Source organism: Lentilactobacillus otakiensis DSM 19908 = JCM 15040 (assembly GCF_001434145.1).
GTDB classification, from domain to species: domain Bacteria; phylum Bacillota; class Bacilli; order Lactobacillales; family Lactobacillaceae; genus Lentilactobacillus; species Lentilactobacillus otakiensis.
The window spans coordinates 122,951-140,514 of record NZ_AZED01000013.1; the positions used below are offsets into that span (position 1 = coordinate 122,951).

17 protein-coding genes and 1 pseudogene are annotated in these 17,564 nt (G+C 44.3%); 4 read left to right on the plus strand and 14 right to left on the minus strand.

Annotation, left to right across the window (positions count from 1 at the left end):
• Positions 1-3 precede the first annotated feature (3 nt).
• The 6 genes from FD05_RS06590 to FD05_RS06610 all read right to left on the minus strand — a co-directional run bounded on the left by FD05_RS06590 (position 4) and on the right by FD05_RS06610 (position 3,638).
• Entirely contained in the window at positions 4-501 is a 498-nt protein-coding gene (locus FD05_RS06590) for a DUF3278 domain-containing protein (protein WP_020281076.1), read from the minus strand.
• Positions 498-698, minus strand: coding sequence for a helix-turn-helix transcriptional regulator (locus FD05_RS06595; RefSeq protein WP_039932798.1), 201 nt, complete (start codon positions 696-698; stop codon positions 498-500). Before FD05_RS06595 ends, FD05_RS06590 begins: the two co-directional genes overlap by 4 nt.
• 129 nt (positions 699-827) lie before the next feature.
• On the minus strand, positions 828-1,418 hold the full coding sequence (locus tag FD05_RS06600) for a GNAT family N-acetyltransferase (protein WP_020281074.1): 591 nt from the start codon (positions 1,416-1,418) through the stop codon (positions 828-830).
• A gap of 88 nt (positions 1,419-1,506) precedes the next feature.
• Entirely contained in the window at positions 1,507-2,298 is a 792-nt protein-coding gene (locus tag FD05_RS06605) for a DUF1003 domain-containing protein (protein WP_020281073.1), read from the minus strand.
• 125 nt (positions 2,299-2,423) lie between these two features.
• A complete protein-coding gene (locus FD05_RS11775) occupies positions 2,424-2,600 on the minus strand; it encodes a hypothetical protein (RefSeq protein WP_020281072.1) in 177 nt (58 codons plus the stop codon).
• Between the two features lie 159 nt (positions 2,601-2,759).
• A complete protein-coding gene (locus tag FD05_RS06610) occupies positions 2,760-3,638 on the minus strand; it encodes an RluA family pseudouridine synthase (RefSeq protein ID WP_020281071.1) in 879 nt (292 codons plus the stop codon).
• A gap of 206 nt (positions 3,639-3,844) precedes the next feature.
• Between FD05_RS06610 and FD05_RS06615 the strand changes: the two are divergent.
• From FD05_RS06615 to FD05_RS06630, 4 genes and pseudogenes are all read left to right on the plus strand, one after another.
• Positions 3,845-5,202 (plus strand): annotated as a pseudogene (locus tag FD05_RS06615) (FAD-dependent oxidoreductase).
• Positions 5,203-5,409: 207 nt separating this feature from the next.
• Positions 5,410-5,736 (plus strand): heavy metal-binding domain-containing protein, encoded by a 327-nt coding sequence (locus FD05_RS06620; protein ID WP_039932796.1) that lies wholly within the window; start codon positions 5,410-5,412, stop codon positions 5,734-5,736.
• 312 nt (positions 5,737-6,048) lie between these two features.
• On the plus strand, positions 6,049-8,142 hold the full coding sequence (locus tag FD05_RS06625; RefSeq protein WP_039932795.1) for a hypothetical protein: 2,094 nt from the start codon (positions 6,049-6,051) through the stop codon (positions 8,140-8,142).
• Positions 8,143-8,181: 39 nt separating this feature from the next.
• The gene (locus FD05_RS06630; RefSeq protein WP_020281066.1) at positions 8,182-9,666 is read left to right on the plus strand and encodes a hypothetical protein; all 1,485 of its coding nucleotides are present in this window, start codon (positions 8,182-8,184) and stop codon (positions 9,664-9,666) included.
• A gap of 55 nt (positions 9,667-9,721) precedes the next feature.
• On the opposite strand, the gene FD05_RS06635 is transcribed toward FD05_RS06630, so the two are convergent.
• From FD05_RS06635 to FD05_RS06670, 8 genes are all read right to left on the minus strand, one after another.
• Positions 9,722-10,231, minus strand: coding sequence for a hypothetical protein (locus tag FD05_RS06635; RefSeq protein WP_020281065.1), 510 nt, complete (start codon positions 10,229-10,231; stop codon positions 9,722-9,724).
• Positions 10,232-10,321: 90 nt separating this feature from the next.
• Complete coding sequence (locus FD05_RS06640) at positions 10,322-11,485, minus strand: acetylornithine transaminase (RefSeq protein ID WP_020281064.1); 1,164 nt, start codon at positions 11,483-11,485, stop codon at positions 10,322-10,324.
• Positions 11,486-11,499: 14 nt separating this feature from the next.
• Positions 11,500-12,249: an acetylglutamate kinase gene (gene argB / locus FD05_RS06645; RefSeq protein WP_020281063.1), complete on the minus strand. Its 750-nt coding sequence runs from the start codon at positions 12,247-12,249 to the stop codon at positions 11,500-11,502.
• A gap of 12 nt (positions 12,250-12,261) precedes the next feature.
• A complete protein-coding gene (gene argJ / locus FD05_RS06650; protein ID WP_020281062.1) occupies positions 12,262-13,470 on the minus strand; it encodes a bifunctional glutamate N-acetyltransferase/amino-acid acetyltransferase ArgJ in 1,209 nt (402 codons plus the stop codon).
• Between the two features lie 17 nt (positions 13,471-13,487).
• The gene (gene argC / locus FD05_RS06655) at positions 13,488-14,516 is read right to left on the minus strand and encodes an N-acetyl-gamma-glutamyl-phosphate reductase (RefSeq protein ID WP_039932791.1); all 1,029 of its coding nucleotides are present in this window, start codon (positions 14,514-14,516) and stop codon (positions 13,488-13,490) included.
• Positions 14,517-14,670: 154 nt separating this feature from the next.
• A complete protein-coding gene (locus FD05_RS06660) occupies positions 14,671-14,979 on the minus strand; it encodes a hypothetical protein (protein ID WP_152436163.1) in 309 nt (102 codons plus the stop codon).
• A gap of 367 nt (positions 14,980-15,346) precedes the next feature.
• Positions 15,347-16,669, minus strand: coding sequence for an O-acetylhomoserine aminocarboxypropyltransferase/cysteine synthase family protein (locus FD05_RS06665; RefSeq protein ID WP_020281059.1), 1,323 nt, complete (start codon positions 16,667-16,669; stop codon positions 15,347-15,349).
• Entirely contained in the window at positions 16,666-17,541 is an 876-nt protein-coding gene (locus FD05_RS06670; protein WP_020281058.1) for a homoserine O-acetyltransferase/O-succinyltransferase family protein, read from the minus strand. Before FD05_RS06670 ends, FD05_RS06665 begins: the two co-directional genes overlap by 4 nt.
• Positions 17,542-17,564: the final 23 nt, after the last annotated feature.

Consider the following 17,564-nt stretch of genomic DNA (forward strand, 5'->3'; position numbering starts at 1 on the left):
TCCCTATTCAACTTTAACAATATGACCAATTTCTTTTTGGGTATCAGATGTCCAACCCATCACGACAATAAACAGGGTAAACAATATCGTGAAGAGTGAAAATAATCCCTGAATTCTTGCCATCATGAAATAACAAAAAATGCCATAAATAATGCCAAACCATGCGCCATGAATAATCGCTTGATGAACAGCTTTCGGATATTCCTCGACTGATACTTCACGATAATTTAATTTCAATTTTGAAATTTTTCGGGTCACGTAAAGGCTCACGCCACCCAAAGCAATGATCAGATTGACAAACAAAAACCAAATGAGTGTAGAGTGCGTCAGAAACTTATCAGAAACTATCAGCAACGCCCCATTTGCAACTGCTGTATAGATCCATAAAAACATAAACGCATTTGTTGCGACCTTATTAACCTCCCGAAGATTATGTTCATCCAGCACCCCACGAATGCTGAAGAAGTAACGCATGATTTTGATCAAGATACTTTCTTTCATTTGGTTTCATCCACCTTCCAAAATAACGTGTTCAAGTCCGTGCCCAACTCCTCAGCCAAACTAATACAAAGCTTGAGTGACGGATTATATTTGCCGTTTTCAATTAAATTAACGGTCTGCCTGGCAACACCTACCTTCTCAGCCAAGGCGAACTGAGAAAGTCCCCGATTTTTCCGATATTCCCTGACCCTGTTCAAATTAGCAGGCCTCCTTTGTCCTTTTGTCACATATATATGTCATTAACAATATAAAGCGGCTAGCACATTGTGTCAACTATATGTGACAAAAAAGGAGCTGGAATTAAAAATTCCAGCTCCTTAATATCTTTAAACATAAAGTAGGCTACGTTGTTTAGCAGCCTTTTGCATATGGTCATACAAGTGGTCCCCAATCATTTGGGTACCAACAGTCTTAAACCCTTTACGTTCATATAATTTTTTTGCTTCAGGATTTTCGAAATCAACGTTTAAGCCAATCACTGATTTGCCATCATTCAATGCCATGCGCGGTACGGCTGCAAGCAACTTGCTGCCGATACCGTGGCCCTGCCATTTAGGATCAACGGCGATGGAATCCAAGTACCATTCATCGGTATTGGTTTCGGAATCAGGAATATATGGCTCTTTAAAATCGGCACTCTTCTTCGATAAATTAATCAGAACCTTGTTGATATCGTCCTCGTTTTCGCTGGGGTAACCAAACACAACCCCAACAACTTGGCCATCGGCCTCGGCCACCACGGTGGATGCCTTACTCGACAGATACGTGTCTGTCTGGTAAGCCCTCGTGATGACCTTGGCTAATCCAGGTTCGGGAACGTCTTCTAATTCATCAAGTTCCATTTCATCAAAAATAATATCAATTAACGGGGCTATCTGGCCGGCGTCATCTTGCTGTGCTTCTCTAACGGTTATCAAAAAAATCCTCCTAATAAATGAACAATCTTTAGTATGTTACATCATATATTACTGAAGTTTTCATTTATTGTCAAAACTGGGGATTAATTTACTGATCTTTTTCAGAATCGTTTTCATGATCCTGATCGTTGCTTTCATTCAAATCACTTTTAGGATTGCCCAACTGATTGCGCTGCAGCATGTCAAGTTCAGTCCGGATTTGGCCAAGGATTTCAATCTCTAATTTTTGGATTTCCAATGAATGTGGCAATTGATTTTGCGTTAAATTATCAAGCTTGGCATGTAAGATTCTCAGTTCATGTTCAGATTTTTGGTTCACATGATAGTCGTTTTCAGAACTCATTCGATCACGGTCGGCAGCCCGGTTTTGACTCATCATGATAATTGGCGCTTGAATCGCGGCAATACAGCTCAGTGCCAGGTTTAAGAGGATGAAGGGATACGGGTCAAAATTCATTCCAAATAAATGCAATGCGTTGATGCACATCCAAGTCACTAACACAAATGTGAAAACACCAATGAAACCCCAACTACCACCGAAACGGGCAACGGCGTCCGAAACCTTTTGACCGAACGTCAAACTTTTAGCCAAGTTGTCGTTGACATCAACAATATCATAGTCGTCACTCTGCATCGCTTTGGTGAGTCGCCGATTAATCTTCTTGGTTTGTTTGACATCCGAGTTAACCATGCCGTCAACTCTCATCAATTGGTATTTCAACAAATCATGGTCACAAATAAAATCGGTCACCTTGGCTTTTGGATAATCCCCCTTGATCAAGTTTCTGGTTGCAGGTTCCAAATCTCTAAGATACCGGCCATCAATGATCATGTGCTCACGATGGTCAATGAAGCAAATTGCTGTTTTAGGTTCTGCCATGTTCTCTACCCCTCCCTAATATGTATGTAAAAAAGAATGTCCTACCGATTATTATATCAGTAAGACATTCTTTTAAAATCATTTAATAGTCGTCTAAAACTAGAGCCTAACCAAAGCCTGAAACATTATGCCTTAATTAAATCTGATTTTGCTTTCAACAAAGCAGCCTTCAAAGCACGAATATGCTCTTGGGTTTCTTTGTCTTCCTCTGCGCCCTTCATCCATGTTAATACAGACAAATTAGTTTCCATTTCAGCAATAATTTTTTGAACCGTCTGATCCGATTCACCATTGGTAGACATATCTAGTCTCCTCCTTAAGTTAATACCCATACTATACCAGAAGGAGACGAAAACACAACGGAAATGAACTCGCTTTCATCAAATTCTAATTTATAATTTGCATAAGTTATCCAACCATTGATCTTACAATGTTCATTTGTGCACAATATGAGTATTCTTCTAATCAAGGACGGCTGAAATGTCTTGTGGGAGTTGGGATTTAAAGCTCAACCCCCTGTTTGAAAATGGATCCTCAAAACTTAACTCGGTTGCATGGAGTGCCTGACGGTTAATCCCAAAATTCATCGGTCCATGATACAACTCATCGCCGAGCAACGGATGGCCGATTGAGGCGAAATGGACCCGAATTTGGTGGGTTCGGCCAGTGTGAAGGACTACATCAACCAAAGTCCGGTCTGCCAAGGCACGATTGACCCAGTATTCGGTTTGAGCCGATTTACCCTCGGGACTGATTATTTGCCCATACCCTTCCGGATCTTTGGCGATCGGCTTGTCAATCAGATCATGATCCGGCAGACCAACGCCTGCGACAACTGCCTGATACTTTTTATGAAGGTGCTTTGCAGCTAAGAGTTCATTTGCCAAGCTATTGGCTAATTGATGCTTGGCGATCAAAACGATCCCGCTGGTGAACCGATCCAATCGCGTAATAATATGGGGAACTAAATTTTCAGCGCGTTCGCTCATCAAATGACCTTTGACCCGGTTGACCAAGGTGTCATCCCGATTCGCCGGTCCGGGAACCACCGTTAGTCCGGCTTGTTTATCGACCACCAGCCAATTGTCATCCTCGTAAAGAATTCTGATTGGGCCATGACTGACGGCAACGTTTGGGTCACTGACTTCGGCAGGCAGCTTGACGACGACCCGATCACCGACATGAAGTGATACGGTGCCATCGACTGGCTGATCACCGATCAGGAAGGAACCGCCATTTGTCTTAGTTCGTTTGTACATTCGATGACTGATCCCCTTGGTGTTTAGAAATTTTTTTAATGATTGTGGATCGTTTTTAGTGACTGTCCAGGAAAATTTCAAAATAGCCTCCCAAAAAATATTTTTTATGTTGTGTACAACTATTTCGCCTGCGTTATAAATCCTATTCCGACAACAACCGTAGCATGTGAACGGATTTTCATATGGATAAATGCCAATGTCAAGCTCTTGACATCGCTTGCACAACTTGTAATATGTAAGTACAAGCATTGCTTGTGAATCTTTTATAAAACAGAGGAGAAGTTAATATGAAAATTGCAGTTATTGGTTGTACTCATGCAGGCACCTTTGCCATCAAAACTATTTTAGCAGAACACCCAGACGCACAGGTGACTGTTTACGAAAAGAATGACAACATTTCGTTTCTCTCATGCGGAATCGCCTTATATCTCGGGGGACATGTAAAGGATCCGCAAGGCTTGTTCTATTCTAGCCCAGACGAACTTAAAAAACTAGGCGCCAGCGTTAAGATGCATCATGAAGTAACTAATGTTAACCCTGCTTCCAAAACCATTGAAGTGACTGATTTGGAAAATGATCAAAAATTCGAAGATAGTTATGACAAATTAGTCGCTACCACCGGTTCATGGCCAGTTATTCCACCAATCAAAGGTGTTGACAACAAGAACGTTTACCTTTGTAAGAACTGGAATCATGCCCAAGAATTATTTGAAACTGCCCCAGAAAAGAAACGAATCACAATTGTCGGTGCCGGCTACATTGGTGCCGAATTAGCTGAAGCTTACAACACAAAGGGCCATGAAGTTACCTTGCTGGATGGTGCCGACCGCATCATGAGCAAGTATTTTGATAAGGAATTTACCGACGTTGTTGAAAAAGACTTCACTAATCACGGCGTTACTCTCGGCCTCGACCAACAAGTAACTGAAATCTCAGGTGATGACACTGTTACCATCAAGACGACCAAGGGTTCATACGAAACTGACCTGGTTGTCTTGTGTGTCGGCTTCCGTCCCAACACCGCATTGTTCCAAGGCAAATTAGCAATGACCGACAACGGTGCTTTGATTACCAATGAATACATGCAGACTTCCGATCCTGACATTTATGGTGCCGGTGATAGTGTTGCGGTTCATTACAACCCAACTCACGGTTTGGCTTACATTCCATTGGCAACCACGCCGTTCGCCAAGGAGTTTTAGTTGGCAAGAACATTGAAAAGCCAACCGTTAAATACATGGGAACCCAATCATCATCTGGCTTGAAACTTTATGACAAGACAATTGTTTCAACCGGCTTGACCATGGCTGCCGCAAAAGAACAAGGCATTAACGCCCGCGAAGTCATCGTAACTGATAACTATCGTCCAGAGTTCATGCCAACTACTGACCCGGTCTTGATGTCATTAGTTTACGATCCAGATTCACGTCGAATCCTGGGCGGCTCATTATTAAGCACCTATGATGTTTCACAATCAGCCAACACCCTTTCCGTATGTATCCAAAATGAAAACACGATCGATGATTTGGCAATGGTTGACATGTTATTCCAGCCACAGTTTGACCGTCCGTTCAACTACTTGAACATTTTGGCACAAGCTGCTCAAGAACAAGAAGCCAAGGTTACTGAGACCGCTTCAAAATAACGGTTACATTTTAGCTTTGTAAATAACTTGGAACCACGTTATAATATTTACGCATGGTGATGACGATCTTTCTAAACCACATTTAGCGTCTCACAAATGCATCCCGTCGGACTTCTGTTCGGCGGGTTTTCTTATATAATGCTTGTTGTATCCGTAATTTACGCTATACTTATGGCAGATTCAGAAAAGAAATTGGAGGAATTAATCATGGCTGAAGATCACTTTATTATCTCAACGACTGAACACATCCCTGGAAAAGAATACGACGTGATTGGTGAAGTATTTGGACTCACAACCCAATCTAAAAACGTTGTCCGAAACATCGGTGCCGGCTTGAAAAACATTGTCGGTGGTGAAATCAAAGACTACACCAAAATGTTGGACGAAGCTCGAAACGTTGCGGTTGACCGTTTGAAGCAAAACGCCATTGAAATGGGTGCAGATGCCGTGGTCATGATGCGGTTTGACTCTGGTTCAATTGGTGCTGACATGCAGTCAGTGGCTGCGTATGGGACAGCCGTTAAGTATAAGTAATTTTAATTTGTAGATTATATGGTCTGAAGACGTTTGTCTTTGGGCCTTTTTTGTTTTTTGGAGCACTCCTTTTATTTTGTGAAAACGTGCTCCTCGGAGCAATAACCTGCAGCTAAGGGAAGGATATCAAAAATCAAACTCGATTTTCGACATCCTTCCCTTAGCTTACGGTTATTCCCGCTCCGAGTCGCACTCTGTAAAATATCTGTAAATGACACGTAAAGGTTTAACCAACTTCAATTCAAATCCAGGTTTTCACGATACTATGAAATCACAGGAACAAATTCTTGAAAATTCATGGAGATGAAATTGATGATTGTTAAGTTGAAAAGTTCGATTTTTATCTCAGCGGTGGCGCTGGGAATGCTTGGGGTGAGTTGTGTGTCTGTCCAACCTGCTCATGCCAACAGCAAGAGCCAAATTGTGTCAGAACATTCGTTGACCAGTAAAGCGAGCAAAAGAAGTGTCACATTCACTGGGACATCCGCTCTTTACTCCAAGCCAAGGGTGAGCAAAGGCGCTCGAGTCGTCGCATCGACTAGCATTTTAAAAGGGTTGGCTGCTTCGAAGTCTTCCAGCGATAACTTTGCTGCTTATCGGCAGGCAACCGCCAAGAACGGCACTGTCTACTACAAAGTGACCTCATTTGACGGCAAATACCGCGGCTGGATTTACGGTGGGAAGAAACCTGGTCAATTCAAAGGTGGCTTGGAAAACTTTACCACTTTCAGTCAAACCAGCATGCCTTCTAATCTGAGTAACTATACGTTTAAGATTGCCGCACCAGGTTTTCAAAACGACGGCAAAACGGTTACATACAAAGCACCACTTAATACGACCTATGGAGCTGGCAAACAGATTGGCGATTCGGTGAAATACGCCAACACGACTTTTAAGATCGACGATATGGGCACCCGAACGCGTGAGGGTGATGTTTGGGTCCACATTAGTGCGATCAACTCGGACGATGCCCGGTCAAATGGCTGGATCCTCTATAAAGGGCTTCGGCAAGCAGAGTCACCGATACCAAACAATTCCCTGAGAATCGACTTGGTGGATTCGCAAGGTAACTTGATCCGATATATTAATTACACTGATGCCAACGCCCAATATGATCAACCACTAGGCGTTCCTTATGGCACTTCGTGGACCCTGGGCAATGACGACTTGGCAAACATCCAAGTGGCCGTCCGCCAAGCCCTGCAAGGAACCGGGTACACTTTAGACGCCATTTCAGCCAATCAAGCCGGTTTCCTCGCCCAGGCGAAATTTGGGCATAAAGCATCCCTCACGATTAAGACTGCCGACTCAATTCCAACCAATGCTGTTCGGATCAACATTGTCAACAGTGCCAATGCTGTTGTTGATACGGTGGATTACGCCCGGAATGGTGCGCAATCAGGCCAGACACTTGGAACGCCTTCACTAAGCGGCACGGATCAAAAAACGATTTTGACTAACATCTCAACCGCGCTCAAAGATTCTGGTTATCAACTAACTGATTTATCAAATGATCAGATTGCTGACCTTGCCAAAGCCCAATTCGGCGGTTCAGTTTATCTCAAAGCCGCCAATACTGATACCACAATTGCCGACAACGCCGTCCGAATTAATTTTACCGACCCGAGTTCCGGGAAAGTCATTAAATCGATCGATTATGTCAACACAGATGCCGATGATCCGGCCAAAAAGGGATCCACCCTTGGCACCCAAAAGGCGGGCAAATGGTCAATGGATGACAATGATGTCGTTGAAATCAACGCTTTGGCCGCTTCTGCTTTATCAGGTACCGGCTACATCTTGAACAACGAGCATTTATCTGACGACCAGCAGACCACCTTGGCTCAAGCTAAATTCGGCAGTTCAGTCTCAGTCAACGTTGGCAAATCAGCCAACTCAACTAATTTTGCGTTATATGCTACCGCAGCGTCAGATGACAGTGCCAACACTCAACAGCTCACCGCAACCAGCCTACCATACGTTAACAATAGCTGGGAATTTCCGGATGTTGGTGGCAGCAGCAAGCCGACATACAGCCAATTGAGTGCTGCAGCGATTGCCGGGATGTCTGCAAGCAACCTCAGTAACTTCAAGCAAGCGTTAGGAAAGTATAGTTCTGACTCCCTGGCAAAAATCAACGCTGATTTTAAATCCGCAGCAGAAATGCAATATGTTGATTCAGGTCAAACTGCTTCACTGAATAAATCGGACTTGAGCTTTGTAACCAACAACCTCAAGACCAGCAGCTGGTCAACCCTTCATTCGCCCAAGTACCCCGTATTCACCAAGAATGGCAATGGCGAAGCGTCAATTGATTGGCAGACCATCACCTATCAAGCAAAGTCAGCCAAACAAAACCCAACCGACAATTCACTAGCTGTTTACTACACTTATGATGCCCAGTAATCAGGCACACCAACAATTTAAGAAAAGGACTAGATAAGCATGAATAAACCTTTAAAAACCGTTGTGGCATTTGCACTGGCCTTTACCGCCGCAGGATTGTTTGCGACTTCCGGAAATGCCAAGGCTGATATCATTGACGTCCCCGGCGCCACCAAATCAATTCCCCAAGTCAATGCCGGCAACGTCTTAACCAACTATGAGTCAAGCGACCTCAAAGATATCAATAACACTTCTCCCGTTGGTAACATGGATCGAAAATATAATCAGGGAACCATCGATCCAAATGTGGACAACCCCGGTGACACATTTGCCACTACTTCGGCGACAACGACCACCGCGAACTCGTTTAAAACTCAATGGTTCCTCCCAGACGGTTTTAACGTCACCGATTACCAACACGGCAACTTTCAAAGTGTTGCCTTGGATGATTCCGGTAACGTGTACTTTGTGGAATCTAACGGAAGTGATACCAATCTCGGCGTGATTATTAAATTTAATACCAACAAATTAAAACAACTAGGTTTGGAAAATGATCCAATGGCCTTGTGGAAAGCCTTCAACTATTTCAATCCGTATACCGAAGATGGCATTGCGCATAATAACCAATATGACGACCTTTATGAATCAATGAAGGATTCTTTCAAGACCGTCAAATCACTTTCCAGCCAACTGGCAACCGTGAAGTCTGATATCAATGACCTCCGAAACGCCAAACGAACCGCCCAGTCTGAATTCAAGAAGGCCAGCAGCGCGACTAAGAAACATTTAACAGCAGTTCTCAAATCAAATGCAACCCAATCCGCAGCTGATCAGAAAAAAGCAGCTGCCCTTGAAAAGAAACTGGCTATCGCCCAGAGTCAAATTGACAAGATTAAATCCAAAAATCCAGACTTGTTCAAAAACATCGAAGTGGCTGAAACTGCTCAGTTGAGCCCACAGGTCGATATCGGTCATGGGCAGACGTTGACTTTCAACCCCCAGAATAAGCATCTCTATCTGGTTGAAGACAATACGTTGACCGACTTACGGAACCGCGATGAAAACAATAACGTTTTGGAAATCGATCCCAATACGATGGACCCCATCCGTCAGTATAATTTCAAGATGTTCCAAGGGACCAAAGGCAATCTTCAGCTGCACACATTGGCATTTGATAAGAACGGGAACGCCTACTGGGGCAGAAAAAATGGCATGGGCTATATGATTTTCTATGGTCGGCTTGATGAAAACGGCGTCAAATTCGCCGCTGCACCTGAAAAGCTGAAGACCCGTGGTGGCTCCCCGAACCAAGGAGTGGCATTCAATAATGTCAATAACCGAATCTATGTCGTCTCAGATGATGTGTTGACTTCGATTCCAATTGATAAACTCGTTGCTGGGACCGCAACTCCGGATGACGTTAACTATTCCGTCTTCCAGTCCAAACGAGAATGGGAGTGTCTGGCATTTGATTCGCAAGGCTATGGCCATCTCCTCGCCCTCTGGCCAGCCGAGTTGATGAAGACGACTGCACCTCTGAACTAAATTGAACAATTCACTAGGTAAACGAAAAGCCTGCAACCCAGCATTTAAGCTGAAGCTACAGGCTTTTAGTTTGTCTATTTTTTATCAGTTCATAAACCAACAGGATTGGGCCAAAGGCAATGGTCAATATGTTTAACAACAGGTTCTTGGTAATGTTGAAGCCAAAATCAGACGCACTCTTGTACGACTGAGTTTGTGAATACTGATATTCCCATGGGTTGGCAGTCACACCATTGGCTGACCAGGCCCGGTTCTTGTGGTTGGCTTGGGCATCTTCATGATGCAAACGCAGCGCCTTATCCTTATACGTCTCAAATTCGACTGAGTCCTGGCGATATGCGTGTCTCATGAAAACTCTCACGATTGGCAAAATCAGCACCAGGTTGACCAGAAAATACCAGTCCCACCACGAGAAGCCAAAAACCATCCGCAGGCTCCCCTTGGTGTACCAGTCGGGTAATATCAGCGCTCCATCATAAAAGTAAATCAACAATAGTGCAATCCCGCCGGCCACCAGCGACCAACAATAACTCAGGAAATACTTCACCGTCTTCAAGCCAATCACCTCTCTCAATGCAAAATCTTATCTTAAAGATACTTGTCATTAAGGGACGTGTAAAGACTATCTGAGATATATTCACACTTATTTCACATTTTAAATTGATTCTGATTTCACTTGTACAGCCACGTTCGCCAAAGCATCCGCAATCTGATCAATCCCTGCCAGCAAATCTGACTCACTCATCACCAGTGGTGGCAGCAAACGTAACGTATTGTGCTTGGCTGACAGCGTAAGCAGGCCTTCATCTTGTAGCTGGGCAATGACATCTGCAACCTTAACCGTGGGATTCAAATGAATGCCAATCATCAAGCCAAGACCACTGACACTGTCAACAACCGCTAACGGATTCACCTCTTGGTTGATTGCTGCAAAAACAGCCTGTGATTTTTTCTGAACATTTTCAAGAAAACTTGGTGTGAGTTGTTCCAAAACCGCTTTGGCTGATGCCAGGGCAATCTTGTTGCCACCAAAGGTTGTTCCGTGTGAGCCAGGTCCAAAGGCTGAGGCAAGTTCTTTCTTACCCAACATGGCACCAATTGGCAACCCATTGCCCAATGCCTTCGCGCAGGTAATGATATCCGGATCCAAATTGAAGTTTTGAAAGGCAAATTTCATCCCGGTTCGGCCGATTCCAGTCTGGACCTCGTCAATAATCAACAAGACCCCTTGCTCGTGACATTTTGCGGCAACTTTTTGCAGCCACTCACCATTGCCGGAAACCACGCCGCCTTCACCTTGAATCACTTCAAGAATCACAGCCGCCAAGTCATCGGTAATTGCGTCTAAAGCATTCGGATCGTTGTAATCCGCAAAACTAACTTCAGGGACTAAGGGCTTGAACCCAGCCTGAATATCCGGATTTCCAGTCAAAGACATCGACCCATAGGTCCGGCCATGAAAACCGTTGTTGAATGCGAGGACTTTCGCCTTACCAGTCACCTTTCGAGCTAATTTAAAAGCTGCTTCGTTGGCTTCGGTGCCGGAGTTACAGAAGAATGCCAGCATCCCCTCTGGACACAGGGCATTGGCGACATCATCCTGCAGTTGGCTGGGATATAAGTTGGAAGTATGCCAAATTTTACCTAATTGATTAATGACACTTTGCTCAATCCAATCATTGCTGTAGCCGAAACTGCAGACTCCGATGCCACTGGTGAAATCCAAATATTCTTTGTGATTGCTGTCGACTAAATGCCAGTCATGCCCCGAAACAATTTCCATCGGGTATTGGGCATATGTTGGAAAAATATGTTCCATAGATTTGATCTCCTTTAAATTGCGAGCTGCTCAACTGATAAATTGGTTCCTGAATGCTGCAGTTGATTAGTGATTTCGACTTCTTTAACGCCGTGCTTTAATGCCTCGAAAGCAGCTTTAATTTTTGGCTGCATTCCTGATTTGATGACCTCTGCTTCAAATAATTGATTTGCTTTTTTGAGGCTCAAGTGATCAATCACGTGACGATTTACCATTACCCCGGGCACATCAGTAACCAAGTACAGCTTTTCCGCGCCCAATAAACGAGCAATCCCAGCGGCGGCTACATCACCATTGACGTTGAGATAATTACCAGCTTCGGTCACTGCCATTGGCGCACAAACACCAATTCCATTTGCCAAAGCTTCCTTTATGTAATCTTGATTGATAGCCGTCACTTTACCAACCTCGCCATAAATTGATTGATCCAGATATTCGCCAAAAGCGACCGGCTGCCCAGTTGCATTCATGCCAACGACTGGGAGACCATGAGCGGATAATTGCCGACACAGTGTTGGTTGGACCAATCCAAGCAGAACCGCTTGCGTAATTTTCAAAGTTTGTGGGCTGGTCACACGAATGCCATTGATTTTTTTGACTAACAAATTAAGTTGAGTACTCCATTCGGAAATTTGTGGGCCACCGCCATGGACGATCAGAATTTGCTTGCCCATTTGGCGCCAAATTCGTAATTGTTCAAAGAATTCTTCTGTAAGATTATTGGTGGCGTTCCCACCAATTTTAACAACGATTATCTGACTCATGATGTTCACCTCCTAGCTTCGATATGATGCGTTAATCTGAACGTATTTATAAGTTAAGTCACAACCCCAAGCGGTGCCCGAGGCTTGACCGGCGTTTAAGTCAACGTCGATCGTCACTTTCGGTTGGTTAAGTGTCTTGGAGACCTCCGCATCGTCAATCCCAGTTCCTAGACTATTCTTAACTAGCTGCAGATCATTAATCGCAATGCTGACACCATCCAAATCTACATGGGCAGTTGTCTGGCCGATTGCCTGCATGATTCTGCCCCAGTTGCCATCTTCACCAAAGATCATCGCTTTGACTAAATTGGAACCAACAATCGCTTTCGCAACCTGCTGGCCTTCCAAATGATCGTAGACACCGGTAACGTTGACCTCAACCAGCTTTGAAGCCCCTTCGCCATCTCCGGCAATTTCTTGGGCCAAATGCGTTAACACTTTCTTGAAGGCCACCACAAAAGTCGGGTAGTCAGAATCTGTTTCTTTCAACGGATCATTGCCAGCAGCACCGTTTGCCATCACAACGACCATGTCATTGGTGGAAGTGTCGCCGTCAACGGTGATTTGGTTAAAGGTTTCATCAACAGTTGCACTGAGGAGTTGCTGAAGATCATTTCCGGCAATTGCAGCGTCGGTGGTGACAAAGCCCAGCATAGTGGCCATATTGGGATGAATCATGCCAGAACCCTTACAAAAGCCAGTGGTCGTGACAACTTTTCCGCCGATCAGACATTTGACGGTGATCGTCTTTGGATGAGTATCAGTGGTCAAAATGGCTTTGGTCACGCCAACGTTCTTGGTTAATTTGAGTTGCGAAATACCCGCCTTAATCTTTGCCATTGGCAGTGGTTCGCCAATCACGCCGGTTGAAGCAATTCCTACCATGTGGGGGTCGATTTGAAGACGATCAGCCGCCATTTTTTGCATCATGATGGCGTCGGTCTCTCCTTGGGACCCGTTGCATGAGTTGGCATTACCAGCGTTCATAACAACTGCCTGCAGTTTATGGGCCAAGTTGATGGTTTGTTTGGTTAACTTGGTTGGCGCCGCCTGGAACTGATTGGTTGTATAGACACCAGCTGCATCCGCTGGTTCTTCTGAATAGATCCAGCCCATATCATCTTGGTCGGGCTTAAGTCCGGCATGAGTGGAATCCGCATCATAACCCTTGGGCCAGGTAAATTCTGTTACTTCAATTAAGTCTTCACTTGTCATCTGCATCGCAATCTCTCCTTGTTTTATGGTAGGAACGTCTGAAGCTCCAGACCACTGGTTTCTTTATAGTTAAACATCTGATTAAAGTTTTGAACGGCTTGCCCGGCAGCACCTTTGAGCAAATTGTCAATGACACTGTCGGCCATCACCGTGTTGGTCACCGGGTTGTAAACCACGCCGATATTGCAGTTGTTGGTGCCCACCACTTGTTTGATATCGGGTAAGTGTTCTCCCATATAATTGACGAATGATTTGTCGCTATACGTTTCCTCATATGCTTGGTTAATTTGATCGCCGTCAACACCAGGTTTGACCTTTGCATAAATGGTGCTCATGATGCCGCGGGTAATTGGAATTAAGGTGGTCATGAATTGGATCGCCTTCACGTTATGATTCCAACTTTGCAGCTCCAACATGATTTCTGGAATGTGCTGATGTTGATTGGGCTTGTAAATTTGTAAGTTGTCATTAGCTTGGGTGAAATGAGTTGACTGCGCTGGATTTTTGCCGGCACCGGACGTTCCCGATTTGGCATCGACTATGATCGTGTCCAAATCGATCAAATCGTGTTGAATGAGTGGGGCTAATCCCAACAACGTGGCAGTGGCGTAACAGCCAGGGTTGGCAACGTACTTCTTACCGGCAGCTGATTCAAAATCTGCCAGTCCGTAATGTGCCTGGGTCATTGCCTGACGGGAAGCTGAAGGCTTGTGGTACCAACGTTGATATTCGTCCTCATCATTCAATCGTAGGTCGCCCGACAAATCAATCACTGGGAAGCCAGCAGCTATGTATGGCCGACTGAGCTGTGAAGTTACCCCCGCTGATGTGGCGAAGAAGACCATTTGGTTATCTGCCATGATTGCATCAGGTGTGTATGGCTGAACTTCTGTGCTGTCTGCATAGAAAGCAGGAACCATCTTAGATAACTTCTCATTTTCAGTTAGTTTGTGATCATAGAGATTAATATCGTCAACTTCTGGGTGCTGACGCAATAGTTGATACAACACCATGCCTGCATATCCTGTAATTCCGACTAATGCCACTTGCAAATAAATCGCCTCTCATTTTTCTAAATATTCTTCTAATTGAATATTAATGAATTGAAAGCATCTTACAACGCCATGCAGGAAAATGCAACGTTTTTTTAGATATTATTCATAATATTATTTCATTATTGATATTTATTCATTATTATGAGTATACTCATGTATATTTGGTTTGTGAAGGAAATTTATTCAGTTCTTTATTCATGAATAATAATGTTATTTTTGTGCTGATAATATTCATGATTGGATCTTGGTAGCTGACGTCATTGCTTAACTCACCAATTCCGCCGTGCCTCAGTCCACCGGCTCTGCCTGCTGTAGTGGCTTGGATTTCGAGCCTGTAGTCTCGAAATGCCAAGATGCTGTAATCACGACCTTCAGTCGTTTCAACAGCACTTTCACTACTGCTGGCAATGCCGGCAAACTGAGGCACGGCTACTTTGAAAATGAGTCTAAATTTGATCACCACTTCGACAGTGCTGATGCAAACAGCCAAATAGGCAAGGATAATCCGACTGCTATGACGGCGATTTGTAAAAGTTACAGTAAAACATCCAAAAGAGCATTTGCAGAATTAACACTTTGTAAGCTGATTTTGCTGGCTTGGTATTGCCGGCCACAGTGAAAGTGTTGTTGAAGCCGATAAAATCGGCGATTACAACACCACGATATTTCGAGACTACAGGCTTGAAATCAAAGCCACTATGGCAGGCGGACCCAAACCAGTAAAATCACACCACTTTTTTGAATAACTCACAGAAAGTTGATATCAAAAGAAAAAGGATTAACCGCAATGAATGCAGTTAATCCTTCGATCAATCAGATGGTTTAAATTAAGGCTTAGGTGCCCCCACCGCCTCGTGAACATCCGCAGGAATCTTGTCCAGTGCTTGACTGAGATCAGCAATCAAGTCGTCAGCATTTTCAACCCCCACTGAAACGCGGATCAAATCAGGTGTAATCCCAGCTTCACGCAGCTCTTCTTCGTTCAACTGAGCATGTGTCGTTGAAGCCGGATGGATAATCAGCGATTTGGCGTCGGCAACGTTTGCCAATAACGAGAATAACTCGAGATTTTGGATCAGTTGCTTGCCGGCCTTTTCGCCACCTTTTAAACCAAGGGTGAAGATTGAGCCGACCCCCTTTGGAAAGTATCTTTCTGCCAAGTCATGATATTTGCTGTCTTCCAACCCAGGATAATTAATCCAAGCTACTTTAGGATGATTGTGCAGGAAGTTGACGATTTTCTTCGTATTTTCTACGTGACGCTCAACTCTCAGCGATAATGATTCCAGACCTTGCAGTAACAAGAATGAGTTAAATGGACTGATGGTCGCGCCTAAATCCCGTAAAGATTCTGCCCGGACTTTCGTGGTAAAGGCAGCTCCCCCGAGATCCCCAAACACTAAACCATTGTATTGGGCATTCGGTTCAGTAAACCCAGGATATCTGCCGCTGGCGTTCCAGTCGAATTTGCCGTTTTCAACGATCACGCCACCCATTGTTGTACCATGGCCACCAATAAATTTAGTCGCAGAATGAACAACGACATCGGCACCATGATCAAGTGGCCGAACAAGATAGGGCGTGCCAAAGGTGTTGTCGACAATTAATATAATCCCGTGTCGATGAGCAACTTCAGCCACCGCTTCAAAATCAATCAGGTTAATACCTGGGTTACCGATACTTTCAATATAAAGGGCTTTGGTGTGTTCATTAATTGGTGTTTCAAAATTGGCGGGATCATCCGGATTTACGAAGTGGGTTTTGATCCCCAATTTTGGCAAAGTAACGTTAAATAAATTGAAGGTCCCACCATACAAGGTACTGGCTGAGACAATTTCATCCCCTTTACCGGCTACGTTCAAAATTGCGGCAGTGATGGCAGCTGAACCGGTTGCCAGCGTCACACCACCGGTCCCATTTTCCAAAGCAGCAACCCGCTTATCAACTACGTCAGTCGTTGGGTTGGTCAGTCGGGTATAAATGTTGCCGGGATCAGTCAAACCAAATCGGCCAGCTGCCTGTTCCGGATTGTCGAAGACATATGAGGTCGTCTGGTAAATCGGCACGGCTCGTGAGCCGGTTTCATCCACTGTTTGACCTGCGTGAACTTGGAGCGTTTCAAAATGTAAGTTGTTATTTTCTTCTGTCATATTGATAACCCTACTTTCTTATTGGCAATGATTGTCGTCCAGTTTTCATAAATTTGAATGCTGCTGGCTTTCCAGGAATAGTCCACGGTGCCGGAATCTTGATCAATGAAGTAATTTTTCGGAAGTCGGATGGGCATCTGTTCGTACAGATCACGATAATATTCTAGTGCAAGCGTCCCTTCTGAATACTCCGGATGACCGGTGATATAGGTGCTGTGAAGCTGCTTAGCCGATAAGATCATCGGCCCGGTCTCAGTCGAACTGACATCGACTGTCAATCCTTCGGGAAGATGAGTTTCATCGAGAACAATTCCTGTATGCCGTGACTGTGGCATCTTCAAGAGTCCTCCGGCGCCAAATCCACGCGCAATCGGTGATTCTGCATTAATCCTTTCAGCTGGAAAAATGCCAAATAATTTACTCAACAGCAGGTGTTTGCGAATACCAAAGTCATGGAATAAACAGGCTTGGGCCGCCCAACATTCATATAAACATTCAGTGACGTGATCTCGTGACCAATTGATGATTTCTTCTAACTCCTGCCAATAATCAACCTCACTAAATGGTAATGTTTCAACCGGTGCCCCGGTGATAATTAAACCGTCATAATGGGCATCTCTGATTTGATCCAAAGAGACATAATCTTGCTCAATGTCAGCTCGCGGAGTTCCTTGAAAATGATGGGATGCCGGGTACATAAACGTCAACTCAACATCAGAATTGATTTCACTGAATCGTGTTAAAAATTGATGCTCCGTGTTATGTCGAGTCGGCATCAGATTCAACACCAAGATTGATAGAGGATTAGTTGCTTCGTGGTTAACCCACTTTTGTTCCGCGTTCAAGAACCCGTTAATTGCATTTGCCGTCATCCAAATCATCTCCTTAGATAAAA

What these genes read in the sequence shown, in the direction of transcription:
- FD05_RS06590 (WP_020281076.1), bottom strand. Translation starts at nt 501, where the DNA reads ATGAAAGAAAGTATCTTGATCAAAATCATGCGTTACTTCTTCAGCATT.
- FD05_RS11775 (WP_020281072.1), bottom strand. Translation starts at nt 2,600, where the DNA reads ATGTCTACCAATGGTGAATCGGATCAGACGGTTCAAAAAATTATTGCT.
- FD05_RS06670 (WP_020281058.1), bottom strand. Translation starts at nt 17,541, where the DNA reads ATGACGGCAAATGCAATTAACGGGTTCTTGAACGCGGAACAAAAGTGG.
- argB (WP_020281063.1), bottom strand. Translation starts at nt 12,249, where the DNA reads ATGAGTCAGATAATCGTTGTTAAAATTGGTGGGAACGCCACCAATAAT.
- FD05_RS06625 (WP_039932795.1), top strand. Translation starts at nt 6,049, where the DNA reads ATGATTGTTAAGTTGAAAAGTTCGATTTTTATCTCAGCGGTGGCGCTG.
- argJ (WP_020281062.1), bottom strand. Translation starts at nt 13,470, where the DNA reads ATGCAGATGACAAGTGAAGACTTAATTGAAGTAACAGAATTTACCTGG.
- FD05_RS06630 (WP_020281066.1), top strand. Translation starts at nt 8,182, where the DNA reads ATGAATAAACCTTTAAAAACCGTTGTGGCATTTGCACTGGCCTTTACC.
- FD05_RS06665 (WP_020281059.1), bottom strand. Translation starts at nt 16,669, where the DNA reads ATGACAGAAGAAAATAACAACTTACATTTTGAAACGCTCCAAGTTCAC.
- FD05_RS06605 (WP_020281073.1), bottom strand. Translation starts at nt 2,298, where the DNA reads ATGGCAGAACCTAAAACAGCAATTTGCTTCATTGACCATCGTGAGCAC.
- FD05_RS06620 (WP_039932796.1), top strand. Translation starts at nt 5,410, where the DNA reads ATGGCTGAAGATCACTTTATTATCTCAACGACTGAACACATCCCTGGA.
- FD05_RS06640 (WP_020281064.1), bottom strand. Translation starts at nt 11,485, where the DNA reads ATGGAACATATTTTTCCAACATATGCCCAATACCCGATGGAAATTGTT.